This is a genomic window from Halomicrobium sp. HArcht3-1, assembly GCF_058933345.1.
This window is the reverse complement of record NZ_JBZYDM010000002.1, coordinates 298,812-316,227: the sequence shown is the minus strand read 5'-3', so window position 1 is coordinate 316,227 and position 17,416 is coordinate 298,812. Positions and strand designations below refer to the sequence as shown.

Annotated in this window: 18 protein-coding genes and 1 tRNA gene; 14 read left to right on the top strand and 5 right to left on the bottom strand. The window is 66.4% G+C overall.

Features of this window, described 5'->3' with window-relative positions; translation table 11 throughout:
* Positions 1–159: 159 nt before the first annotated feature.
* Positions 160–232, bottom strand: a tRNA-Gln gene (locus AC5FRW_RS04635).
* An 86-nt stretch (positions 233–318) separates the two neighbouring features.
* On the bottom strand, positions 319–1,056 hold the full coding sequence (locus AC5FRW_RS04630) for a profilin-fold protein (RefSeq protein WP_493567256.1): 738 nt from the start codon (positions 1,054–1,056) through the stop codon (positions 319–321).
* Between the two features lie 143 nt (positions 1,057–1,199).
* On the opposite strand from AC5FRW_RS04630, the gene AC5FRW_RS04625 reads away from it, so the two are divergent.
* From AC5FRW_RS04625 to AC5FRW_RS04615, 3 genes are all read left to right on the top strand, one after another.
* Complete coding sequence (locus tag AC5FRW_RS04625; protein ID WP_493567255.1) at positions 1,200–1,664, top strand: hypothetical protein; 465 nt, start codon at positions 1,200–1,202, stop codon at positions 1,662–1,664.
* 46 nt (positions 1,665–1,710) lie between these two features.
* Positions 1,711–2,316, top strand: a complete 606-nt coding sequence (locus tag AC5FRW_RS04620; RefSeq protein ID WP_493567254.1) for an IMP cyclohydrolase — start codon at positions 1,711–1,713, stop codon at positions 2,314–2,316.
* A 77-nt stretch (positions 2,317–2,393) separates the two neighbouring features.
* Entirely contained in the window at positions 2,394–3,098 is a 705-nt protein-coding gene (locus tag AC5FRW_RS04615) for a metallophosphoesterase family protein (RefSeq protein ID WP_493567253.1), read from the top strand.
* Positions 3,099–3,213: 115 nt separating this feature from the next.
* Here the strand turns inward: AC5FRW_RS04615 and AC5FRW_RS04610 are convergent, their stop codons facing one another.
* Positions 3,214–4,392 carry an aspartate kinase gene (locus AC5FRW_RS04610; protein ID WP_493567252.1) on the bottom strand — a complete coding sequence of 393 codons (1,179 nt, stop codon included), beginning with the start codon at positions 4,390–4,392 and terminating at the stop codon, positions 3,214–3,216.
* Positions 4,393–4,598: 206 nt separating this feature from the next.
* On the opposite strand from AC5FRW_RS04610, the gene AC5FRW_RS04605 reads away from it, so the two are divergent.
* A complete protein-coding gene (locus AC5FRW_RS04605) occupies positions 4,599–6,950 on the top strand; it encodes a DEAD/DEAH box helicase (protein ID WP_493567382.1) in 2,352 nt (783 codons plus the stop codon).
* 66 nt (positions 6,951–7,016) lie between these two features.
* Here AC5FRW_RS04605 and AC5FRW_RS04600 read toward each other — a convergent pair whose 3' ends face one another.
* Positions 7,017–7,664 carry an HAD family hydrolase gene (locus tag AC5FRW_RS04600; protein ID WP_493567251.1) on the bottom strand — a complete coding sequence of 216 codons (648 nt, stop codon included), beginning with the start codon at positions 7,662–7,664 and terminating at the stop codon, positions 7,017–7,019.
* Between the two features lie 172 nt (positions 7,665–7,836).
* On the opposite strand from AC5FRW_RS04600, the gene AC5FRW_RS04595 reads away from it, so the two are divergent.
* From AC5FRW_RS04595 to AC5FRW_RS04555, 9 genes are all read left to right on the top strand, one after another.
* The gene (locus AC5FRW_RS04595) at positions 7,837–8,094 is read left to right on the top strand and encodes a DUF8028 family protein (protein ID WP_493567250.1); all 258 of its coding nucleotides are present in this window, start codon (positions 7,837–7,839) and stop codon (positions 8,092–8,094) included.
* Between the two features lie 171 nt (positions 8,095–8,265).
* Entirely contained in the window at positions 8,266–8,505 is a 240-nt protein-coding gene (locus tag AC5FRW_RS04590) for a DUF8028 family protein (protein ID WP_493567249.1), read from the top strand.
* A 125-nt stretch (positions 8,506–8,630) separates the two neighbouring features.
* Positions 8,631–9,458, top strand: a complete 828-nt coding sequence (locus AC5FRW_RS04585; RefSeq protein ID WP_493567248.1) for a PDDEXK family nuclease — start codon at positions 8,631–8,633, stop codon at positions 9,456–9,458.
* A gap of 159 nt (positions 9,459–9,617) precedes the next feature.
* Entirely contained in the window at positions 9,618–10,658 is a 1,041-nt protein-coding gene (gene endA, locus AC5FRW_RS04580) for a tRNA-intron lyase (protein WP_493567247.1), read from the top strand.
* A gap of 77 nt (positions 10,659–10,735) precedes the next feature.
* Positions 10,736–12,349: a tryptophan--tRNA ligase gene (locus tag AC5FRW_RS04575; protein WP_493567246.1), complete on the top strand. Its 1,614-nt coding sequence runs from the start codon at positions 10,736–10,738 to the stop codon at positions 12,347–12,349.
* Between the two features lie 86 nt (positions 12,350–12,435).
* Positions 12,436–12,852, top strand: coding sequence for a hypothetical protein (locus AC5FRW_RS04570; protein WP_493567245.1), 417 nt, complete (start codon positions 12,436–12,438; stop codon positions 12,850–12,852).
* A 158-nt stretch (positions 12,853–13,010) separates the two neighbouring features.
* Complete coding sequence (locus AC5FRW_RS04565) at positions 13,011–13,433, top strand: DUF2178 domain-containing protein (protein WP_493567244.1); 423 nt, start codon at positions 13,011–13,013, stop codon at positions 13,431–13,433.
* A complete protein-coding gene (locus AC5FRW_RS04560) occupies positions 13,430–13,648 on the top strand; it encodes a helix-turn-helix transcriptional regulator (RefSeq protein WP_493567243.1) in 219 nt (72 codons plus the stop codon). Before AC5FRW_RS04565 ends, AC5FRW_RS04560 begins: the two co-directional genes overlap by 4 nt.
* A gap of 52 nt (positions 13,649–13,700) precedes the next feature.
* The gene (locus AC5FRW_RS04555; RefSeq protein ID WP_493567242.1) at positions 13,701–14,423 is read left to right on the top strand and encodes a CPBP family intramembrane glutamic endopeptidase; all 723 of its coding nucleotides are present in this window, start codon (positions 13,701–13,703) and stop codon (positions 14,421–14,423) included.
* 27 nt (positions 14,424–14,450) lie between these two features.
* Here the strand turns inward: AC5FRW_RS04555 and AC5FRW_RS04550 are convergent, their stop codons facing one another.
* Positions 14,451–15,764 carry a hemolysin family protein gene (locus AC5FRW_RS04550; RefSeq protein ID WP_493567241.1) on the bottom strand — a complete coding sequence of 438 codons (1,314 nt, stop codon included), beginning with the start codon at positions 15,762–15,764 and terminating at the stop codon, positions 14,451–14,453.
* Positions 15,765–16,234: 470 nt separating this feature from the next.
* Here AC5FRW_RS04550 and AC5FRW_RS04545 point away from each other — a divergent pair, with 470 nt between their 5' ends.
* Positions 16,235–16,921, top strand: coding sequence for a TRM11 family SAM-dependent methyltransferase (locus AC5FRW_RS04545; RefSeq protein WP_493567381.1), 687 nt, complete (start codon positions 16,235–16,237; stop codon positions 16,919–16,921).
* Positions 16,922–17,416 lie beyond the last annotated feature (495 nt).

Here is a 17,416-nt window from a genome sequence, read left to right as displayed (position 1 = left end):
TGGCGAGCACACGCGGTGCTCGCCGTTCGAGTCGTCGAAAGGTCCATCCTGGATTCGAAGGTGAAACAGACGTGCTCGCTGACGCTGCGCGCGACTGCTAAGGGTTCGAATCCACTCCGTCGACGATTCTGTCGCTCACGGGTTCGTTCGCGACAAGAATAGTCCATCCTGGATTCGAACCAGGGTCGAAGCCCCCAGAAGGCTTCAGGATTGGCCACTACCCCAATGGACTGGACACTTATTGGTACCCGTGTGCCGTATATCAGTGTTACGGAGACAGGAGTGCTGTGTGAGGTGTTGACAGTCGATCCGGGCGAGTCAGTCCGAGCCAGCGTCGGTCAGCGACACCGTTTCGAGTGACTCCGAGATTTCGCGGACGTGGTCGTTGAAGGCATCGACGAACTCGGGCACGTCGTCGACGTGGGCGCGCAGGTCGTGCGCAGACGGTGGCTGGTACTGCGAGAGCAGATAGATGCCGCCCTCGCCGCCGACGCGGAGGTAGCTGGCGCGGCCGTCTTCCCACTTGAGTTCCCAGCGCGAGCTATTGACCCGCGTGGAAAAACTGCCGTAGTTGTCGCCGGCGTAGCGGTGCAGTTGCCCGGCCATCTCGTCACAGACCTCGCGCAGGTCGTCCAGAATCGACTGGCGAGCGGCGACGACGGATTCGGTCGACGTGATCTCGGGGAAGTCGGTCGAGACCTCGTCCAGCACCCCGTCGAGCGAGCGGACGTGGTCGTTGAACGCCGCGACGAAGGCGTCGTAGTCGCGCATCGCCGTCGCGAGTTCGCTCGGCTCGGGCGGTTGCTGTGTCGAGACGACGTAGGTCTCGCGCCCGCCCCGTTCGAAGCGCAGATACTGTACGTCGCCGCCCTCGTACTTGAGCGTCCACGACCCGGCGTCGGTGTCGAACGTCGCCTGCCCGTAGTCGCCCCCCTCCAGCATGGAGAGTTCGCGAGCGATCTGGCCGGCGTGGTCGGTGACGCGGGCAACCACCTCGTCCCGTCGCTGCGCGGCCCCGTCGGTGCCGACGATATCGGCGTCCAGCCCCTCTATCATCGTCTACCTGGAGGGACCGAACCGATATAACGGCGGCGCTCCGGCCGGAAAGATCGACTTACTTGCCCGGGCAGTCACGTACGGTCGGCTTTCGGGACTGAACGATCGGACGCTATACCACGATGGCCGCCTTCGAATCGGCTATGGCATCCGAGACGCCCAGTCCGAGCGCCGCCCGCACCGAGACGCCGGCGGTCTCACCGACGTGGCTCCGGGGAACTGCGGCCGGACTGCTGGGCGGTCTCGGGATGGGGACCTTTCTCGCGCTGACCGCGCCGGCCGTCATCGAGGGGACCGTCCCGTCGCTGGTCGGTCTCTCGGGCCTGCTCGTCGGCTGGACAGTCCACATGCTCCTCAGCGCGCTCTTCGGTATCGGGTTCACAGCGGCCGTCGAGCGACGGCCCGATCCGCGTCCCCTTCAGGCGACGGCCGTCGTCGGCATCGCCTACGGAATCGCGCTGTGGCTCGCGTCCGGCGTCGTGATCCCGACGTGGCTCGACCTGCTGGGCGCGAACGGCCTGCCCGTCCCGTGGCTCGACCCGTCGGTGCTGGCGGGACTGCTGATCTACGGCATCGTCCTCGGAGTCGCCCACTGGCTCTTCGGGTAGAGCGGCGAATCGACACCGCCTTACTTCGAGCGCCGAACCCTCGTGTATGTACGTTGGACGGTTCGTCGTCGTCGGCCCACAGGTCGGCGCGTACCGCGTCTCGTCGCGATCGTTCCCGAACAGAGCGGCCGTCGCCCGGGACGGCACCATCACCGTCGGTCCGACCGACGATGCACCCGAGACCGACAATCCCTACATCTCCTACAACGCCGTCAGGGAGACCGACCGGGGCGTCGTCGTCGGCAACGGTTCGCACGTCGATCCCATCGCAGAGAAACTCGCACTGGGTTACCCCGCCCGCGACGCGCTCGCGGAGCCACTGCTTTCGCTCGACTTCGAGAAGGATGACTACGACACGCCCCGGATCGCCGGTATCGTCGGCGTCGATCCCGAGGACCCGACCACCCGAGCCGAGGGCCACGGTGCCGTCATCGGGACGGTCCGCCGGGACGCGCTGCTCGTCGAGGAAGTCACCGAGCCGACACTGGTGGCGACCTACGAGAAAGACAGTCCCGAGGCGTTCGCGCTGGACAGCGACGACGCCGCGAGCGTCGCTCGCGAGGTGTACGACCACGAGTTCGAACACGCCGTCTGTGCCGCTGGCGTCACCGTCGACGACGACGGCGTCGAGACGGCGATCCACAACGGGTAGGGGCGCGATTATTCCGATCACCCGGGTGCTGAAAGTCGACAGTGGGAACTAAACCCGTGCCGTCGTAGGACCCGACAATGAGGATCGGAGTCATTTCTGACCTCCACGGGAACGAGATCGCCCTCCAGGCCGTGCTCGACGATATGCCCGCCGTCGATGGGCTGGTGTGTGCCGGCGACGTGGTCGGGTACAACCCCTGGCACGCGGCGTGTGTCGAGGCGCTGCGCACCCCCGAGACGGGACCGGTGGGCAACAGCGACGCCGCCCTGCTCGATGGCACGGTGCCGACGGTCGAGGGGAACCACGACCGCGCGGTCGTGAGCGGTCACGCACCACATTTCAATCACATGGCCGAGGCCGGCGTCGAGCACGCCCGCGAGCAACTCGACGACGAGCAGTTGGCGTGGCTGGACGCCCTCCCCGAGCAGCGCCACGTCTGTGACGGTCGAGTGAAGATCGTCCACGGCCACCCCGACGACCCCGACCACTACACCCGGCCGAGCGAGTTCGGTCCCGACCTCCTCGACGGCGAGGCGGTGCTGATCATGGGCCACACGCACATGCAGCACCACGAAGTGTACGACGAGGGCATCGTCCTGAACCCCGGCAGCGTCGGCCAGCCACGCGACGGCGATCCGAAAGCGGCCTACGCCGTCGTCGACCTCGACGAGCGGAGCGTCGACGAGCGCCGCGTCGACTACGACACCGAAGCCGTCATCCACGCCGTCGAGGAGGCCGGTCTCCCTCGTCAGATCGGCTTTCGGTTGACGCAGGGACGGTAGCGACACTTAGGGGGCGGAACCGCTGGCATCCGAGCGCTTCGCGCTCGGCCTTTTTCTCCCACGTTTTTGCAAGCGAGGTGCGCGGAGCGCACCCCCCGCTGGAACAAGGTGGGTCCTAGAACACGTTCTGGACGAGTTCGAGCGCCTGTTCGCGGTCGTCCCACGGGACGAACACCGACACCGACGTGGCCGAAGTGATCACGTCGTAGAGATTGATGTGGGCGTCGGAGATCGGATCGATGACGCGCTTGACGATGCCGGGCTGGTTCGGCAGTTCGCCACCGGTCACCCGGACGACGGCGATGTCGTCCTCGACGGTGACACTGGAGAGTTCGTCGGTGTCGACGACGTGATCGTGCAGGAGTGCTTCGGCGTCGTCGGCGTCGTCGGCGTTGACGTAGAAGGTCAGTGAGTCCATCCCCGAGGAGTTGGCGTCGATGTTGATCCCCGCCTCTCCGAGCGCGGTCGAGAGTGTCCCGAGGATACCGGGACTGTTGCGGATGGCACGACCCGCGACGGTGACACAGGCGAGTCGATCCTCCTGTAAGTCGATGAGGTTCTGGAACTCACCTTCGATGGAGGTGCCGCCGGTCAGCAGGTCGCCGTGCTGGTAGTGGACGACTCTGACACCGAGGTTCCTGTCTTTGTACGACAGCGCGGAGGGCGCGACGACCTCCGCGCCCCGGAAGGAAAGCGAGCGCAGTTCGTCGACGCTGATCTCGCCGACGTTGCGCGCGCCCTCGACGACGCGGGGGTCGCCGGTCATGACGCCTTCCACGTCGGTGACGATGACGACCTCGTCTGCGTCCATGTACTTGCCCAGCATGACGGCGGAGGTGTCCGAGCCACCGCGACCGAGCGTCGTCACGTTGCCCTGCAGGTCCTGTGCGAGGAAGCCGGTGATGACCGGCACCACGTCCTTGAGCTGGCCGGCCAGCGCGTGAGCGCGCTTGACCGTCTCGTCGACGTCGACTTCGCCGTGCTCGTCGGTGATGATCGGCCACTCCTCGCTGCCGGGTTCGAGGAACATTGCCTCGACACCCCGAGCGGCGAGGGCACCCTTGAGCATTCGGACCGAGGTTCGCTCGCCCATGCTGACGATCTGTGCCCGGTCCTCGGGTTCGACCTCGTACTCGATCTCGTCCAGCAGTTCGTCGGTGGTGTTGCCCATCGCGCTGGCGACGACGGCGATCTCGTGGCCGTTCTCGACGGCCGAGGCGATGGAGTCGGCGGCGCGGTTGATCCGCTCGCCGTTGCCCAGACTCGTCCCACCGAACTTCGCGACTACGCGCATGCTACCACCCTGATCGTGCGTACGTGACTCATTATCCGACCCGTACCCCGTGGGTCGGGATAACTGTGTTCATCTGCTACGAGCCGCGACGGCAGCCGACCGCTCTCCCGCGGCCCGATGCCGCCACGGCCCACAGTATAGAAACGCCTTTGACGACACGGCACCCGGCTGTTGACGTGTCACCGAGCGCCGACGGGGAGCGCGCCGTGGCGGTCGCGGACGTGCTCCCGGACTTCGCCGACGCCTTTCCGTTCGATGAGTTCAACCGGATGCAATCGGAGACGCTGCCGGCGCTCTTAGAGCGCGACGACAACGTCGTCGTCAGCGCACCCACTGCCAGCGGGAAGACCGCGCTGGCCGAGATCGCGATCTGCAAGACCCTGCAGGCGGGCGGGACCGCACTCTTTCTGGCCCCGCTGCGCGCGCTGACCAACGAGAAAGAGAGCGAGTGGGAGCGCTTCGAGGAACTGGGCTACTCGGTGTACGTCGTCACGGGCGAGCGCGACCTCAACCCCCGTCGCGCCGAGCGGGCGGACGTGCTCGTGATGACGCCGGAAAAGGCCGATTCGGCGACCCGGAAGCACGACTCCCGGCGGTACGACTTCATCACCGACGTGGACTGCTGTATCATCGACGAGGTCCACCTGCTGGATTCGGACCGGCGCGGGTCGGTTCTCGAAGTGACCATCTCGCGGATGCGCCGCCTGTGTGACCCGCGCGTGGTCGCGCTGTCGGCGACGATGGAGAACGTCGGGGACGTGGCCGCGTGGCTCGACGCCCCGAGCGAGACCACCTTCCAGTTTGGCGACGACTACCGACCGGTGCCGCTCAACGCCGACGTGAAGACCTACAGCCACGGCGAGAACGCCTTCGCGGACAAGTACCGACGGCTGTATCGGGCGCTGGACCTCTCCGAGCCACACATCCGCGAGGAGGGACAGGCACTCGTGTTCGTCTCCTCACGACAGGACACGGTGCAGGCCGCCAAGAAGGCCAGAGACGAGATCGTCGAGCGCGACGTGCCGATGGGCGCTCGCGGCGAGTACGACTTCCACACCGACGCGGCCGAACTGGACAACGACACGCTGCGCCAGTCCGTGCTGGACGGCGTGGGCTTCCACCACGCTGGTCTCTCACGTGCGGACAAGGACCGCGTCGAGGAGTGGTTCAAAGAGGGGCTGATCCAGCTTCTCTTCTCGACCTCGACGCTGGCGTGGGGGGTGAACCTCCCCGCTCGCTGTGTCGTCATTCGCGATACGAAGCTTCACGACCCGCTGGAAGGCGAGGTCGACATGAGTCCACTGGACGTGCTCCAGATGCTCGGCCGTGCGGGTCGGCCGGGCTACGACGACATGGGGTACGCGTGGATCGTCTGCGACCGGGCGGACGCCGACAAGTATCGACGGCTCCTTCGCGACGGCAAAGAGATCGAGTCCCGACTGGCCGACGACCTCGACGCCCACCTCAACGCCGAGATCGCACTGGGCACCCTCGGTGACGTGGAGGACGTGATGGGCTGGCTCGAAACGACGTTCTACTACCAGCGCGCCCAGTCAGCGCCCGACCGCTACGCCGCCGGCAGCGACCTCCGCGAACAGGTGAGTGCGACACTCGCCGACCTCGTCGACGACGGCTTCGTCGAGATGGACGACCTCAGGGTCGACGGAACGGCGCTTGGCAGGCTTGCCTCGAAGTTCTACCTCCGATTGGCGACCGCCCGCGGCTTCAAGGACTGTGCCGACCGGGCCGCAGAGGCCCCGGATCAGTTCGACGAGCGCGCGATCCTCCGGGCGGTCGCCGGTGCGAAAGAGTTCGACAGCGTCAGCGCTCGCAGCGACGAGGAAGACGCCGTCGCCGCCGTCATCGGCTCCCGAGGCGAGGATCTCTCGGCCGGCCAGCGCAAGGTGCTGGCGATCCTGCACTCGTCGATGTCCGGCACCACGCCCTCGGAACTCCAGAGCGACGCGTGGGTCATCAAGCAGAACGCCCTGCGGATGCTCGCAGCCTTGCGGGCCTTCCTCGACCGCTTTGCCGGTGCTCGCGCGGCAAATCTGGCTCGGCGCGTCGAAGCCCGCGTCGAGAACGGCGTCAGCGAGGACGCTGCCGGCCTGACCGCCATCGACGGCGTCGGGCCGGGTCGGGCACGGACACTCGCGGCCGAGGGCTTTCGAACCCCCGCCGACGTGACCGACGCCGGCGTCTCGGGCGTGGTCGCCGCGGGTCTCTCCGAGAGCGTCGCCGAGCGCGTCGTCGACAACGCTGCCGACTTGCCCGCCGTCGTCGTCGAGTGGGGCGACTTCCCCGACCGGATCGGGCAGGGCGAGCGGGAACTCCACGAGGTGACCGTCAGATCAGTGGCCGGCAGCGCCCGCACCGGCATCCGGGTGACGGTCAACGGCCACGAGATGACGGCCAAGCCGTCGTATCTCGGGACGGCGACGGTGCCGGTCGCGGCCTTCGGCGGCGACGCCGACGAACTCGATTTCACCATCGAAGTCTCGTTCCCCGAACTCCCGATCCCGCCGGTCAGCGACACCAGATCAGTCAGCGTCGAGTAGTCGCGAGGGGTGTGTTTACATCGGCTGACAGAGTGTACACGGGGCGAACGATCGCCGAGATGTACCCTACAGTACCCGAGAGCGAACGATCTCGACCAACTCTTCGGGCGAGTCGGCCAGCAGATCCGCCCGCTCGTCCTCGCCCTCGGCAGCACCGACGCCGAAGCTGACGACAGTCATACCCGCGCGTAGCGCGGCGGACGTGCCGTGGTGTGAATCCTCGACGGCGAGTGCGTTCGCGGGGTCGACACCCAGTTCGCTGGCCGCGCGCTCGTAGATCGCCGGCTCCGGCTTGCCTGGGCCGTCGAGGTCGGCGGCGCTGACGACGGTGTCGAACAGGTCCGCGAGGTCGAACCGGTCGAGGACGATCCGGTACCACTCGGGCGGCGAGGCGGTCACCACCGCGACCGGGACGCTTGCGGCCCGCAGTTCCTCGATCAGTTCGCGGGCACCGGGCGTGAGTTCGACCTGCTCGCCGTACACCGTCTCGGCGGCCCCCTCGTACAGACTGACGAACTCGTCGTAGGAAACCGCCACGTCGTACTTCGCGGCGAGGATGTCGTACAGCTCCTCGTAGAAGATGCCGGTCACTTCGTCGATCGGTACGTCGTCGTCGGGGACGACCGTCGGAAGGACGTGCTCGCGTTCGAGTTCGATCCAGTAGTCTTCGGAGTCGACGAGCACTCCGTCCATATCGAAACAGACCGCGTCCATACCTGCACCACCCTTGCGAGAGTGATAGCTGTAGTGATCGACTACGGCGACGAACGCCCCGACTACTGCAAGGATCACCACAGCGAAACCCACGAATGGTCATGTGTTACGGTACCATACACCACCATTAAATAATTGGCTATCCAATATATTCACGCCCTCGATGCTGGGGATGGAGACCACGATCGAGCGGGGTGTGTCCCGCTCACGTGCAGCGGTCGAACGACTCCGCGCGATCCCGGCCGCCGTCGGGACCGTCCTGCGAGCGACAGCGTTCTGGCTGGCAGTCGTGTTACCGGTCGTCTACCTCCCGCTGTTGCTCGTCGAGAGCGCGTGGGCCGTCTCGGTCGTCTCGGCGCTGCTTTTCGTCCACATCCTCGCCGTCGTCGTCGGTTCCGGTCACGAGCCGGGATCACTGATACAGCGTTAGATGCCTCGATAAATTTTATCGCTCGCTCTTAGGCGCTCGAAAAACGACTGAATCGTCAGTGAATGGTGATAAAATACCGGCTACGTGGGCTGAAACGAGCTGAATTTTCCCCAACGGTTCTCCCGTTATATGGGGGTATGGGTCGTGGCAGAGAGTGAGGAGAACGCATCCATGTCCATCGCACGGCCCTTCACTTCCGACTCGCCCGCCATCGATGCACAGTCCATCCGAACGCTCGCGTTCCGACCGATCGAGACGACCGCGTTCTGGACCGCAGTCGCGCTCCCGGTCGCCTACCCCGCGCTCATGTTCGGCGGTCTCGATGGACAGGACCTGTTCCTCCTCGTCGCGACGCTCGCGCTCCACGTCACCGCACTGGGACTCGGCCGAGGCTACGGCCGCGACGAGTAACCCCGCGCTCCCGCAAACCCGGTCGATCCCCGCCTTCCGCTCCCCACCCTCCTCTCCTCGGTCCCCCACACGTCCCGCGACGACCGGCCACAGCTTCAAGTACCGAGACCCGACCAGCGGGGTCCATGCACGACGGCACGCACGTCATGGCCGGCGACTGTACGACGATGTTCGACACGGCAGGTGGACAGGCACAGCGGACACGCGAGCAGCGAGGCGACGTTGTCGTGATCGTCAAGCCAGACAACACCGTGTTGGTCCACGACGCCGACGGCTACCAGCCAGTCGCGTGGCTCACCCGCCCCGAGAGCGTCCAGATCGAGGACGGCACCGTCGTCGCCCGTGACGGCGACGACCTCCTGCGCGTGGTCACCCACGAGGAGCACGGCAACGCTCGCTATCCGGTCTCGGAGGCCGGCGTCCCCGTCGGTGACTGCCCGGACTGTACTGGCACGCTACTCCGTAGCGGCGGCGCGGTCCGGTGTACCGGGTGTCGAGAGCGCTACGGGCTACCCAGCGACGCGACGATCACCGGCGGGCGCTGTCGCGACTGTCGGTTACCGACGATCCGAACCGAGCGCGGGCAGGCGTTCGAACTCTGTCTCGACCGGGCGTGTGACTCGCTGGACGACCACGTCACCGACGCCTTCGACCGGGAGTGGGACTGTCCCGACTGTGACGGCGACCTGCGGATCGTCCGCAAGGGCGGCCTCTTTGCCGGCTGTGAGCACCACCCCGACTGTGAGGCCGCGTTCGCCATCCCGACCGGCGTCGTCGTCGACACCTGCCCCTGTGGCCTGCCGCTGTTCGAGACCGCGAGCGGCCACCGGTGTCTGGACGCGACCTGCGAGGCGCGCCGAAAGCGAGAGTCCGCAGGACTCTCCGAAGACGAACGGCGGAGCCGTGAGTCAGGCGGGCCTCGAAAGCGAGCGGGGAACGTCAGTGACCCGTGAGCAGCGAGAGCCCGAGCGTAGCGAGGGGTCTCGGAAATGCGAACGGCGAAGCCGTGAGCAGCGAGCACGATCGGCCGACAGTCGACAGGCCGACGCCCCAGCGCGCTGACCGGCCTGCCGATCCGCAGGGGCTTTACTCGCCGATGCCCAGCCACGGGTATGGATGCGACGCTTTCGGAGGGAGTCGTCCGGGCCGGCCAGCAGGCACGCGAGCGGTTCTACGATTCGAGTGGTTACGGCCGACCGGTCGACGGTGGCGACCTCGAACTCGCGCCGGTCGAGGCGGCCCACTTGCTGTACCGTGGCGACCTCGACAGCGTCGACGGGATGGATCTCAGGGAGCTTCTGGCTTCGGCGGTCGTCTCGGAGGTCGACTTCTTCGTCTACAAGGACCTGCGTGGCCGGGGGTTCTATCTCTCGCCGGCACTCCCCGGTCGGGTCGACGACCCCGGCGGCTGTGACTTCGTGGTCTACCCCCGCGGCAAGGGACCGTGGGACGACGCCGTCGCCTACCGGGTTCGGGTCGTCAGCGAGCGCGAGACCGTCGCCGCCGACGCACTGGGCGACTGCGCGCTGGCGGTCGTCGACGAGGAGAGCGAGATCAGTTACTTCCAGACCCGGCGGCCAGACGTGACCGGGACGAGTCGGACCGACGTACCCACGACCGAGGGGGACCTGCTCGCCGACCGCGTGGTCTGCTGGGATCCGCCGGCTGCACTGTACGAACAGGCGTTCTACGGCCAGCCACTCGACGAGCAGGACGCCGACGCGATCCAGCTTTCGCTCGTCGAAGCCGCCTCGCTCGCAGAGACCGGGATACTCCGGTTCGACGGCGATAGTGATGCCGAGGCCGTCGTCGAGCGCGGCCGGTCGGTCGAGGGCGAGCGCTTCGACCGTCGGCTGGCGGTCTACGAGACCCTCCGAGAGCACGGCGTCGTCCCCAAGACCGGCTTCAAGTTCGGCGCGGACTTTCGGACCTACGCGGATGTCGAGAGCGTCGACGATCTGGGCCACTCCGAGTATCTCCTGCGCGTGTTCGACACCGGGCACGTCTTCGAACCGCGGGATCTGGCGCTGGACGTACGGCTTGCCCACGGCGTTCGCAAGACGATGGTGTATGCGTTCGTCGGGGCCAGCGGGGGCGAGCGGAAGGACAGCGAAGCGATCGAGTGGCTCGCCGTCGAACGACTGACGCCCTGAGGGCGCGGAAGCGAACCCTTTTTGCGCCGACGCATACCTACGGATGAATAGATTGGCTCGCGCCAGTCAGTTCGACCATGACACGTGACGAACCTACCCACGACGAGGGATCGCTCGACGACCACAGCGTAGCGTCGGGCGCGGACTGGCGTGAGCGTGACGTGCTCCCCGATGGCGGGACAGAGGCCGAAGGGGCGGACGACGTGGCCCTCGACCCGTGGGGGTCCTCGACGGTCTCGGACTACCGCAAACTGTTCGAGCAGTTCGGCATCGAGGAGTTCGACGAGGTCCTGCCCGAAGTCCCCAGCCCACACTATCTGATGCGACGTGGCGTGATCTTCGGCCACCGGGACTACCGGCCGGTGGCCCGCGCGATGCGCGAGGGCGAGGACTTTGCCGCGCTGTCGGGCTTTATGCCGACGGGCGATCCCCACATCGGCCACAAACTCGTCTTCGACGAGATCATCTGGCATCAACAGCAGGGCGGGGACGCCTACGGCCTGATCGCCGATCTGGAGGCCCACAGCGCCCGCGAACTGCCGTGGGACGAGATCGACGAGCACGCGACGAACTACGTCCTCTCCTTGCTCGCGCTGGGCTTTGACCCCGAGGCGGGCGAACTGTACCGCCAGTCCGACAACCGCGAGGTGCAGGATCTGGCCTTCGAACTCGGCGCGGAGGCGAACTTCTCGGAGCTACAGGCCATCTACGACTTCGACGGCGAGACCGACATCTCTCACATGCAGTCGGTCGTCACCCAGATGGCCGACATCCTCTACCCCCAGCTAGAGGACCCCAAGCCGACGGTCATCCCCGTCGGACCGGATCAGGACCCACACATGCGACTGGCGCGGGACCTCGCGGCGCGGATGCGCTACTTCGGCGTCACCCGGGCCTACGCGAGCTTCGCGGCGACCGAGGACGAGCGGGAACTGCTCGGGGCGGCCTACGAGGCACTCACCGCAAACCTCGACGCCGACGAGCGAGTCCGCTGTGAGGACGCCGCCGACTGGATCGAAACCGAGATGGCCCCCGACGAGGTGCGCCAGACCGTCATCGAGAAACTTCGGACTGCAGGCAAAGAACCGCTCCGGCCCCGAACGCGCTTCCTCGACCGCAACGCCACCGACGAGGCGTTCGAGGCACTGATCGAGGCCGTATCCGGTGAGAAGCGCGTCTTCGACGAGCACATCGACGCCTTCGAGATGGACAGGGCGGACGCGTCCAATCTCGCTCGCGAGGTCGAGATCGAGCACGGTGGCTACGGCTTCCTGCCGCCGTCGTCGATCTACCACCGCTTCATGACCGGACTGACCGGCGGCAAGATGTCCTCCTCGATCCCGGCGAGTCACATCAGCCTGCTGGACGACCCCGAGGAGGGGTACGACAAGGTCAAATCCGCCACGACGGGCGGGCGCTCGACCGCCGAGGAACAGCGCGAGAAGGGCGGGAAAGCCGACGAATGCCCGGTGTACGAACTGTACGCCTACCTGCTTGCCGGCGACGACGACGAGATCGCGAAGGAAGTGTACGACGAGTGTGTCGGCGGCGAACGGCTCTGCGGTGGCTGCAAGGAACAGGCCGCAGAGATGATGGAAGCGTTCCTCGAAGACCACCAGGAGAAACGCGCGGAGTGGGCGGACAAACTCGACGAACTCGACATCGATCTGGACAGCGACCGCAAGCGGTAGGTCGCGAGCAGTCACGCTCGGCGGCGTGTGGGAGACTGCTCGCTCACCGGCACACCGTTTATTTGGGTTCGCGCCGACCATCCGGTATGGAGATCCGGGATGCCGTCGAGGCCGACGCCGAGCGTATGGGCGAGCTATCGGGGAGTCCGCCCGACGTGATGCGCAATCTCGTCCACGACCGGACAGTCCGCGTCGCCGAGGAGTCCGATGACGGCGCGGACGAGCCGTCGGTGATCGGGTTCGTCAGTTTCGACGCACGAGACAGCACCGTCCACGTGACACAGATCGGCGGCACCGAAGCGGCGTGTGCGGCCCTGATCGAGGAACCGATCGGGTTCGCCCGAGGTGAGGGAATGACCGTCGAGGTGTTGCTGCCCGAAGACGAGGCTGCGGCCCGGCGTGCGATCGTGGACGCCGGCTTCGAAGACCACGGTGCCGGCCCGCAGTTCGACGGGCAACCGACGACCCGGTACCGCCTCGAACCCGACCGCATCCAGCAGTAACGGCGACAGACAACCCCACAGCGTCACGCGCCAGACAGTTCCTTACGGCAGTCATCGACCGAGCAGCGAGAAGTTCGGTGTCAGCGACAGATATAAACGGGTGTGTAAAGTACACTTTACTGTAAAGCGTCCTTTACACTATGGGCGCGTGACACACCATGACGATGGCCGCCAGCGACCACGCCGAACACGAACAGCTCACGAAACGACGCCGGTATCGATGGCTCTTCGTCGGGAGCTTGCTGGCCGGCATGGCCGGACTGTTCGTCGCCATCGCGGCCGGCTATCCACTGGTCGGCATCGGCCTGTACTGGCTCGGTGCGCTGGGCATGCTGGCCGTGCTGTGGGGCAGTCCCATCGAACTGTTCGACGAGCGCGAGCAGGCCCTCGAACGACGTGCGAGTTTGACCACACTGAATCTGTTCGCGGGCGTGTTGATCGTCGCCGCCCCGGGTCTGGTCGCACTCGAAACGGCCGGCCTGTACCGGATCCCGCAAGCGGTATCGGGCGCCATCTGGGGATACGTCCTCCTCTACCTCGTCTTCGGCGTCGTCTACACCGGCTTCTACTATCGGTCATGAAGAGCAAGCTTCGAGCGCGCAGAACGGACGCCGGCCTGAGTCAGGCCGACCTCGCAGCGGCCGTCGGCGTCACACGCCAGACGATCAACGCCATCGAACGGGACCGCTACGACCCCTCGCTCGAACTCGCCTTCAAGCTGGCGGCGTTCTTCGAGTGTCCGATCGAAGCCCTGTTCGAACCGGAGTTCGACCGCGATCAGTTCCGCCCGCAGTGACCACGCCACCACCCCACGATCCGTCCACAGTAGACGCCCCCCGTTGCCACCCATGTCCGACACGCACGCCACCGACAGCCCCCTCGCACCGCTCGATCGAACACACCTGCGCACGGCCGCCGTCGCGACGGTCGCCTGGGTCGCCCTGGAGTTCGCCCTCCGGCGGGGTCTCGGCCCACACCTCACCGATATCACCGGCACCGGCGTCGCAGCCGAAGGACTGGTGATGCTGCTGGCGCTCCCGCTGGTCGCCGCCGCCATTGCCTGGTGGGGCGTGCGAAACGGTATCACCCCGGCCGACTGGGAGTACGACCTGTCGCTGCGAGCCGTCGGGGCAGGCGTCGCCGGGTTCGTCGCCTACTACGTCGTCTTCCTGCTCCTGATCGGTGTGCTCGTCGTCGCGTTGGGCTATCAGCTCCCCAGCCTCGATAGCACGTCGCCCGGTGGGAGCACCCCGACGTGGGCGCTCGCGCTGTTCGTGCTGGGCAACGGCGTCGCCGTCCCGCTCGCCGAAGAACTCGCCTGGCGGGGCGTGATCCAGACAGCGCTGGCCGAGTCCTACGGGACCACGATCGCCATCGTGGTCACTGCCGTCACCTTCGTCGGCAAGCACCTCGTGGTCGATCTGGCCGCGGCCCCGTTCCGCGTCGTCTCGCTTGCCGTCCTCGCCGTCGTGCTGGGCGTGCTACGCGCTCGCTACGGGACGGCCGCCAGCACCGTCGCCCACCTCGTCGGGAATCTCACCGCGACGGCGAGTCTCGCCACGATGCTGTGACTGGCGGCAGGTCTGAGCCAACGACGGCTACTCTCTGTCCCTGATCGTGACCGTCGAGATGCGTGCGCCATCGACGTCGCCGACGGTCAGCCGGTAGCCGTCGACCTCGATCTGATCGTCGATCTCAGGGGCGCGATTGAGCCGGTCGAGGACCAGACCCCCGATCGTGTCGAATTCGGGATTGACGAAGTCGGTGCCCAGTTCCATGTTGACCACCGACAGCGCGACCCCGCCGTCGACGACATAGGAGCCGTCGGCCTGTTCGTCGATCGACGGCTCACGGGCCGCCTCGTCGAAGTCGTCGCGGATGTCGCCGACCAGTTGCTCGACCACGTCCTCGACCGTGGCGATCCCCTCGAAAGTGCCCCACTCGTCGATGACGACGGCCATCTGTCGCTGCTGGCTCTGAAACTCCGTCAGGAGGTCGTTCAGCCGCGTCGACTCGGGAACGTGTGGCACCGCTCGTGCGATGTCGGCTGCCGTCGCCTCGGCGGTGTCGCCAGCATCGAGGACGCGCAACACGTCCTTGGCGTCGACGAACCCGACCACCTGCTCGTCCTCGCCGACATCGACGACGGGATAGCGCGTGTGCTTGGCGTCGAGGATGACCGACTGAAGTTCCGAGACCGGCATCGACGCCGGCACGCTCACCACGTCCGGCCGCGGGACCATCACCTCGCGCACGGGCGTGTCGTCGAACGCGAACACCCGCTTTATCATGGCCACCTCGGCCTTGTCGACGTGACCCTCGCGGCCCGAGCGATTCAGCACACGGACGAGTTCCTCCTCTTCGAGCGTCTCCTCGCTCTCTGAGGCCGGCTCGACACCGATCGCCTGCGTGAAGAGGTTCGCGGCCCCGTTGAACACGACGATACCGGGGTAGAAGATATAGAAGAAGAACTTCATCGGCGGCGCGACCAGCAGGGAGATGCGCTCGGCGTCGGCGATCGCCAGCGTCTTGGGTGCGAGTTCGCCGAAGACCACGTGGAGGAACGTGATCGAGGTAAAGCCGATCGCGAAGGCGACGAGATGGAGTGCACTCTCCGGGAGGACCGGTGCCAGCACCGGCTCCAGTAACGCCGCGACCGCCGGCTCCCCGATCCAGCCAAGCCCCAGCGAGGCGACCGTGATCCCCAGCTGGGTCGTCGCGAGATAGTCGTCCAGATGGGTCATCACGTCCTGCAACGTCCCCGCACCCGCCCGACCATCGGCCGCGAGCTGTTCGACTGACGTGGCCCTGATCCGAACGAAGGCGAACTCAGACGCCACGAAGAAGCCGTTCAGGACCACCAGGAAGAGCGCGCCGACCAACCGCGCGAGCGAGAGTACGACATCGACCATGTGGGTCGGTCCACTCCGGCCACGGTTAAACTGTCGGGGTGAAGGCACCGCGGTGTTCAGATAAGCAACCTCAGTCTCAGACTTACAGACACCGAAAGCCCTCGCGTCGTTGCGGTCCCGCGACTCGCTGTCGACCGAAAGAGCCGCAGGCTCTTTCGTGATGACGAAAGATCTCCGATCTTTCGATCCACGCGCGCTTCGCGTGCTTGCATCGTCGGGGTTCCCGCAACGACGCTCGCCCTTTCATCCACCAGGGTATAGACGGCTGAACAGCCGACTCCTGGCGGATGAAAGGGCGAGGCGCGGTAGGCGGATCTGCGGCGGCACTATTCGACCGCAGAGAGAATATCCGCCGCAGATCCGGCTAGCGTGCCGAGGGCTTTCGGTGGCTTGTTGCGACCACTCCTGGTCTCTTATCTGAACACTACCGAAGGCACAGCGCCTACGGTCCCGCGCCGTGCCGTGTGGACATGGACACTGTCTGGCGACTCCCCTCCGAGCACGACCGGCCGCTGCCCGACGTGCTCGCCTCGGACGTTCGGATGCCGCCCGCCCTCACCGAGCGACTCGTCGAGACGTTCACCGACCCCGGCGACGCCGTTCTCGACCCCTTCGCCGGGTTCGGCACGACGCTCCGGGTCGCCGCCGACTGTGGCCGCGCGGCCTACGGCGTCGAGTACGAACCGGAACGGGCCGAGTACATCCGAGCCGAAATCGACTTCGAGGGGCGACTGGTCCACGGCGACGCCCGACGCCTCGACGAGTACGACCTGCCCCAGTGCGAGACCGTCGTCACCTCACCGCCGTTCATGACCGCAGAGATGGAGCGAGATCCCCTGCAGAACTACGCCGGCGAGAGCGAGTACGGGAGCTACCTCGATGGCATGGCCGAGATCTTCGAGCAGGTCCGGGACTGCCTCGCTCCCGGCGGCACCGCCGCGCTCAACGTCTCGAACATGAAGGACGAGGGCGACGTGACGACGCTGGCCTGGGACATCGCCGACGCCGTCGGCGACGTACTCCACTTCGACGGCGAGATCGTCGTCGACTGGCGACCCAGCGAGGACCGGAGTGAAACGACCGACGGCCCCGCGGGAACGTTCGGCTACGGCTACGACCACAGCTACGTGCTGGTGTTCTCGAACTGTGATCACTGAGATGGCTTCTCGCGTGAAACAGCCGCGAAGTAGGATTGCGAATGGAGCGGGTGGTTCGGTTTGTTCGATGATGGAACGAAGTCGCTGCTGTGACCGCGAGACTGACTGACAACTGAACGCCCTCGGCCCGCTCGACGGTATCTGTGCGGGATATTCTCGCTTCGCTCGAATAGTGCCCGCGCAGATACCGCGAGGCGACCCTCGCCCGTTCATTCCGCCAGGAGAGCAAGCTCCCCGAGCCTGCGTTTACTTCGTTCACGCAGACGTCAGGACCGCACTGCACAGCACTGCAGCCACATCCCTCCCCAGCCGACTCATTCGCTTCGCTCACTCGTCCCTCGCACAGTTCCGTCGCACCACAAGGGCGCGACAGCGCGCGCCACTGCTGTCCGGTTGTGGTTCGGTTGTACTGACCGACAAGCATCCGGGCGACCGAGCGGTCCGGAGGACCCGGCAGGTCGCCCGGTCACCGTCAGAGCAAGCTCTGACGAGGAG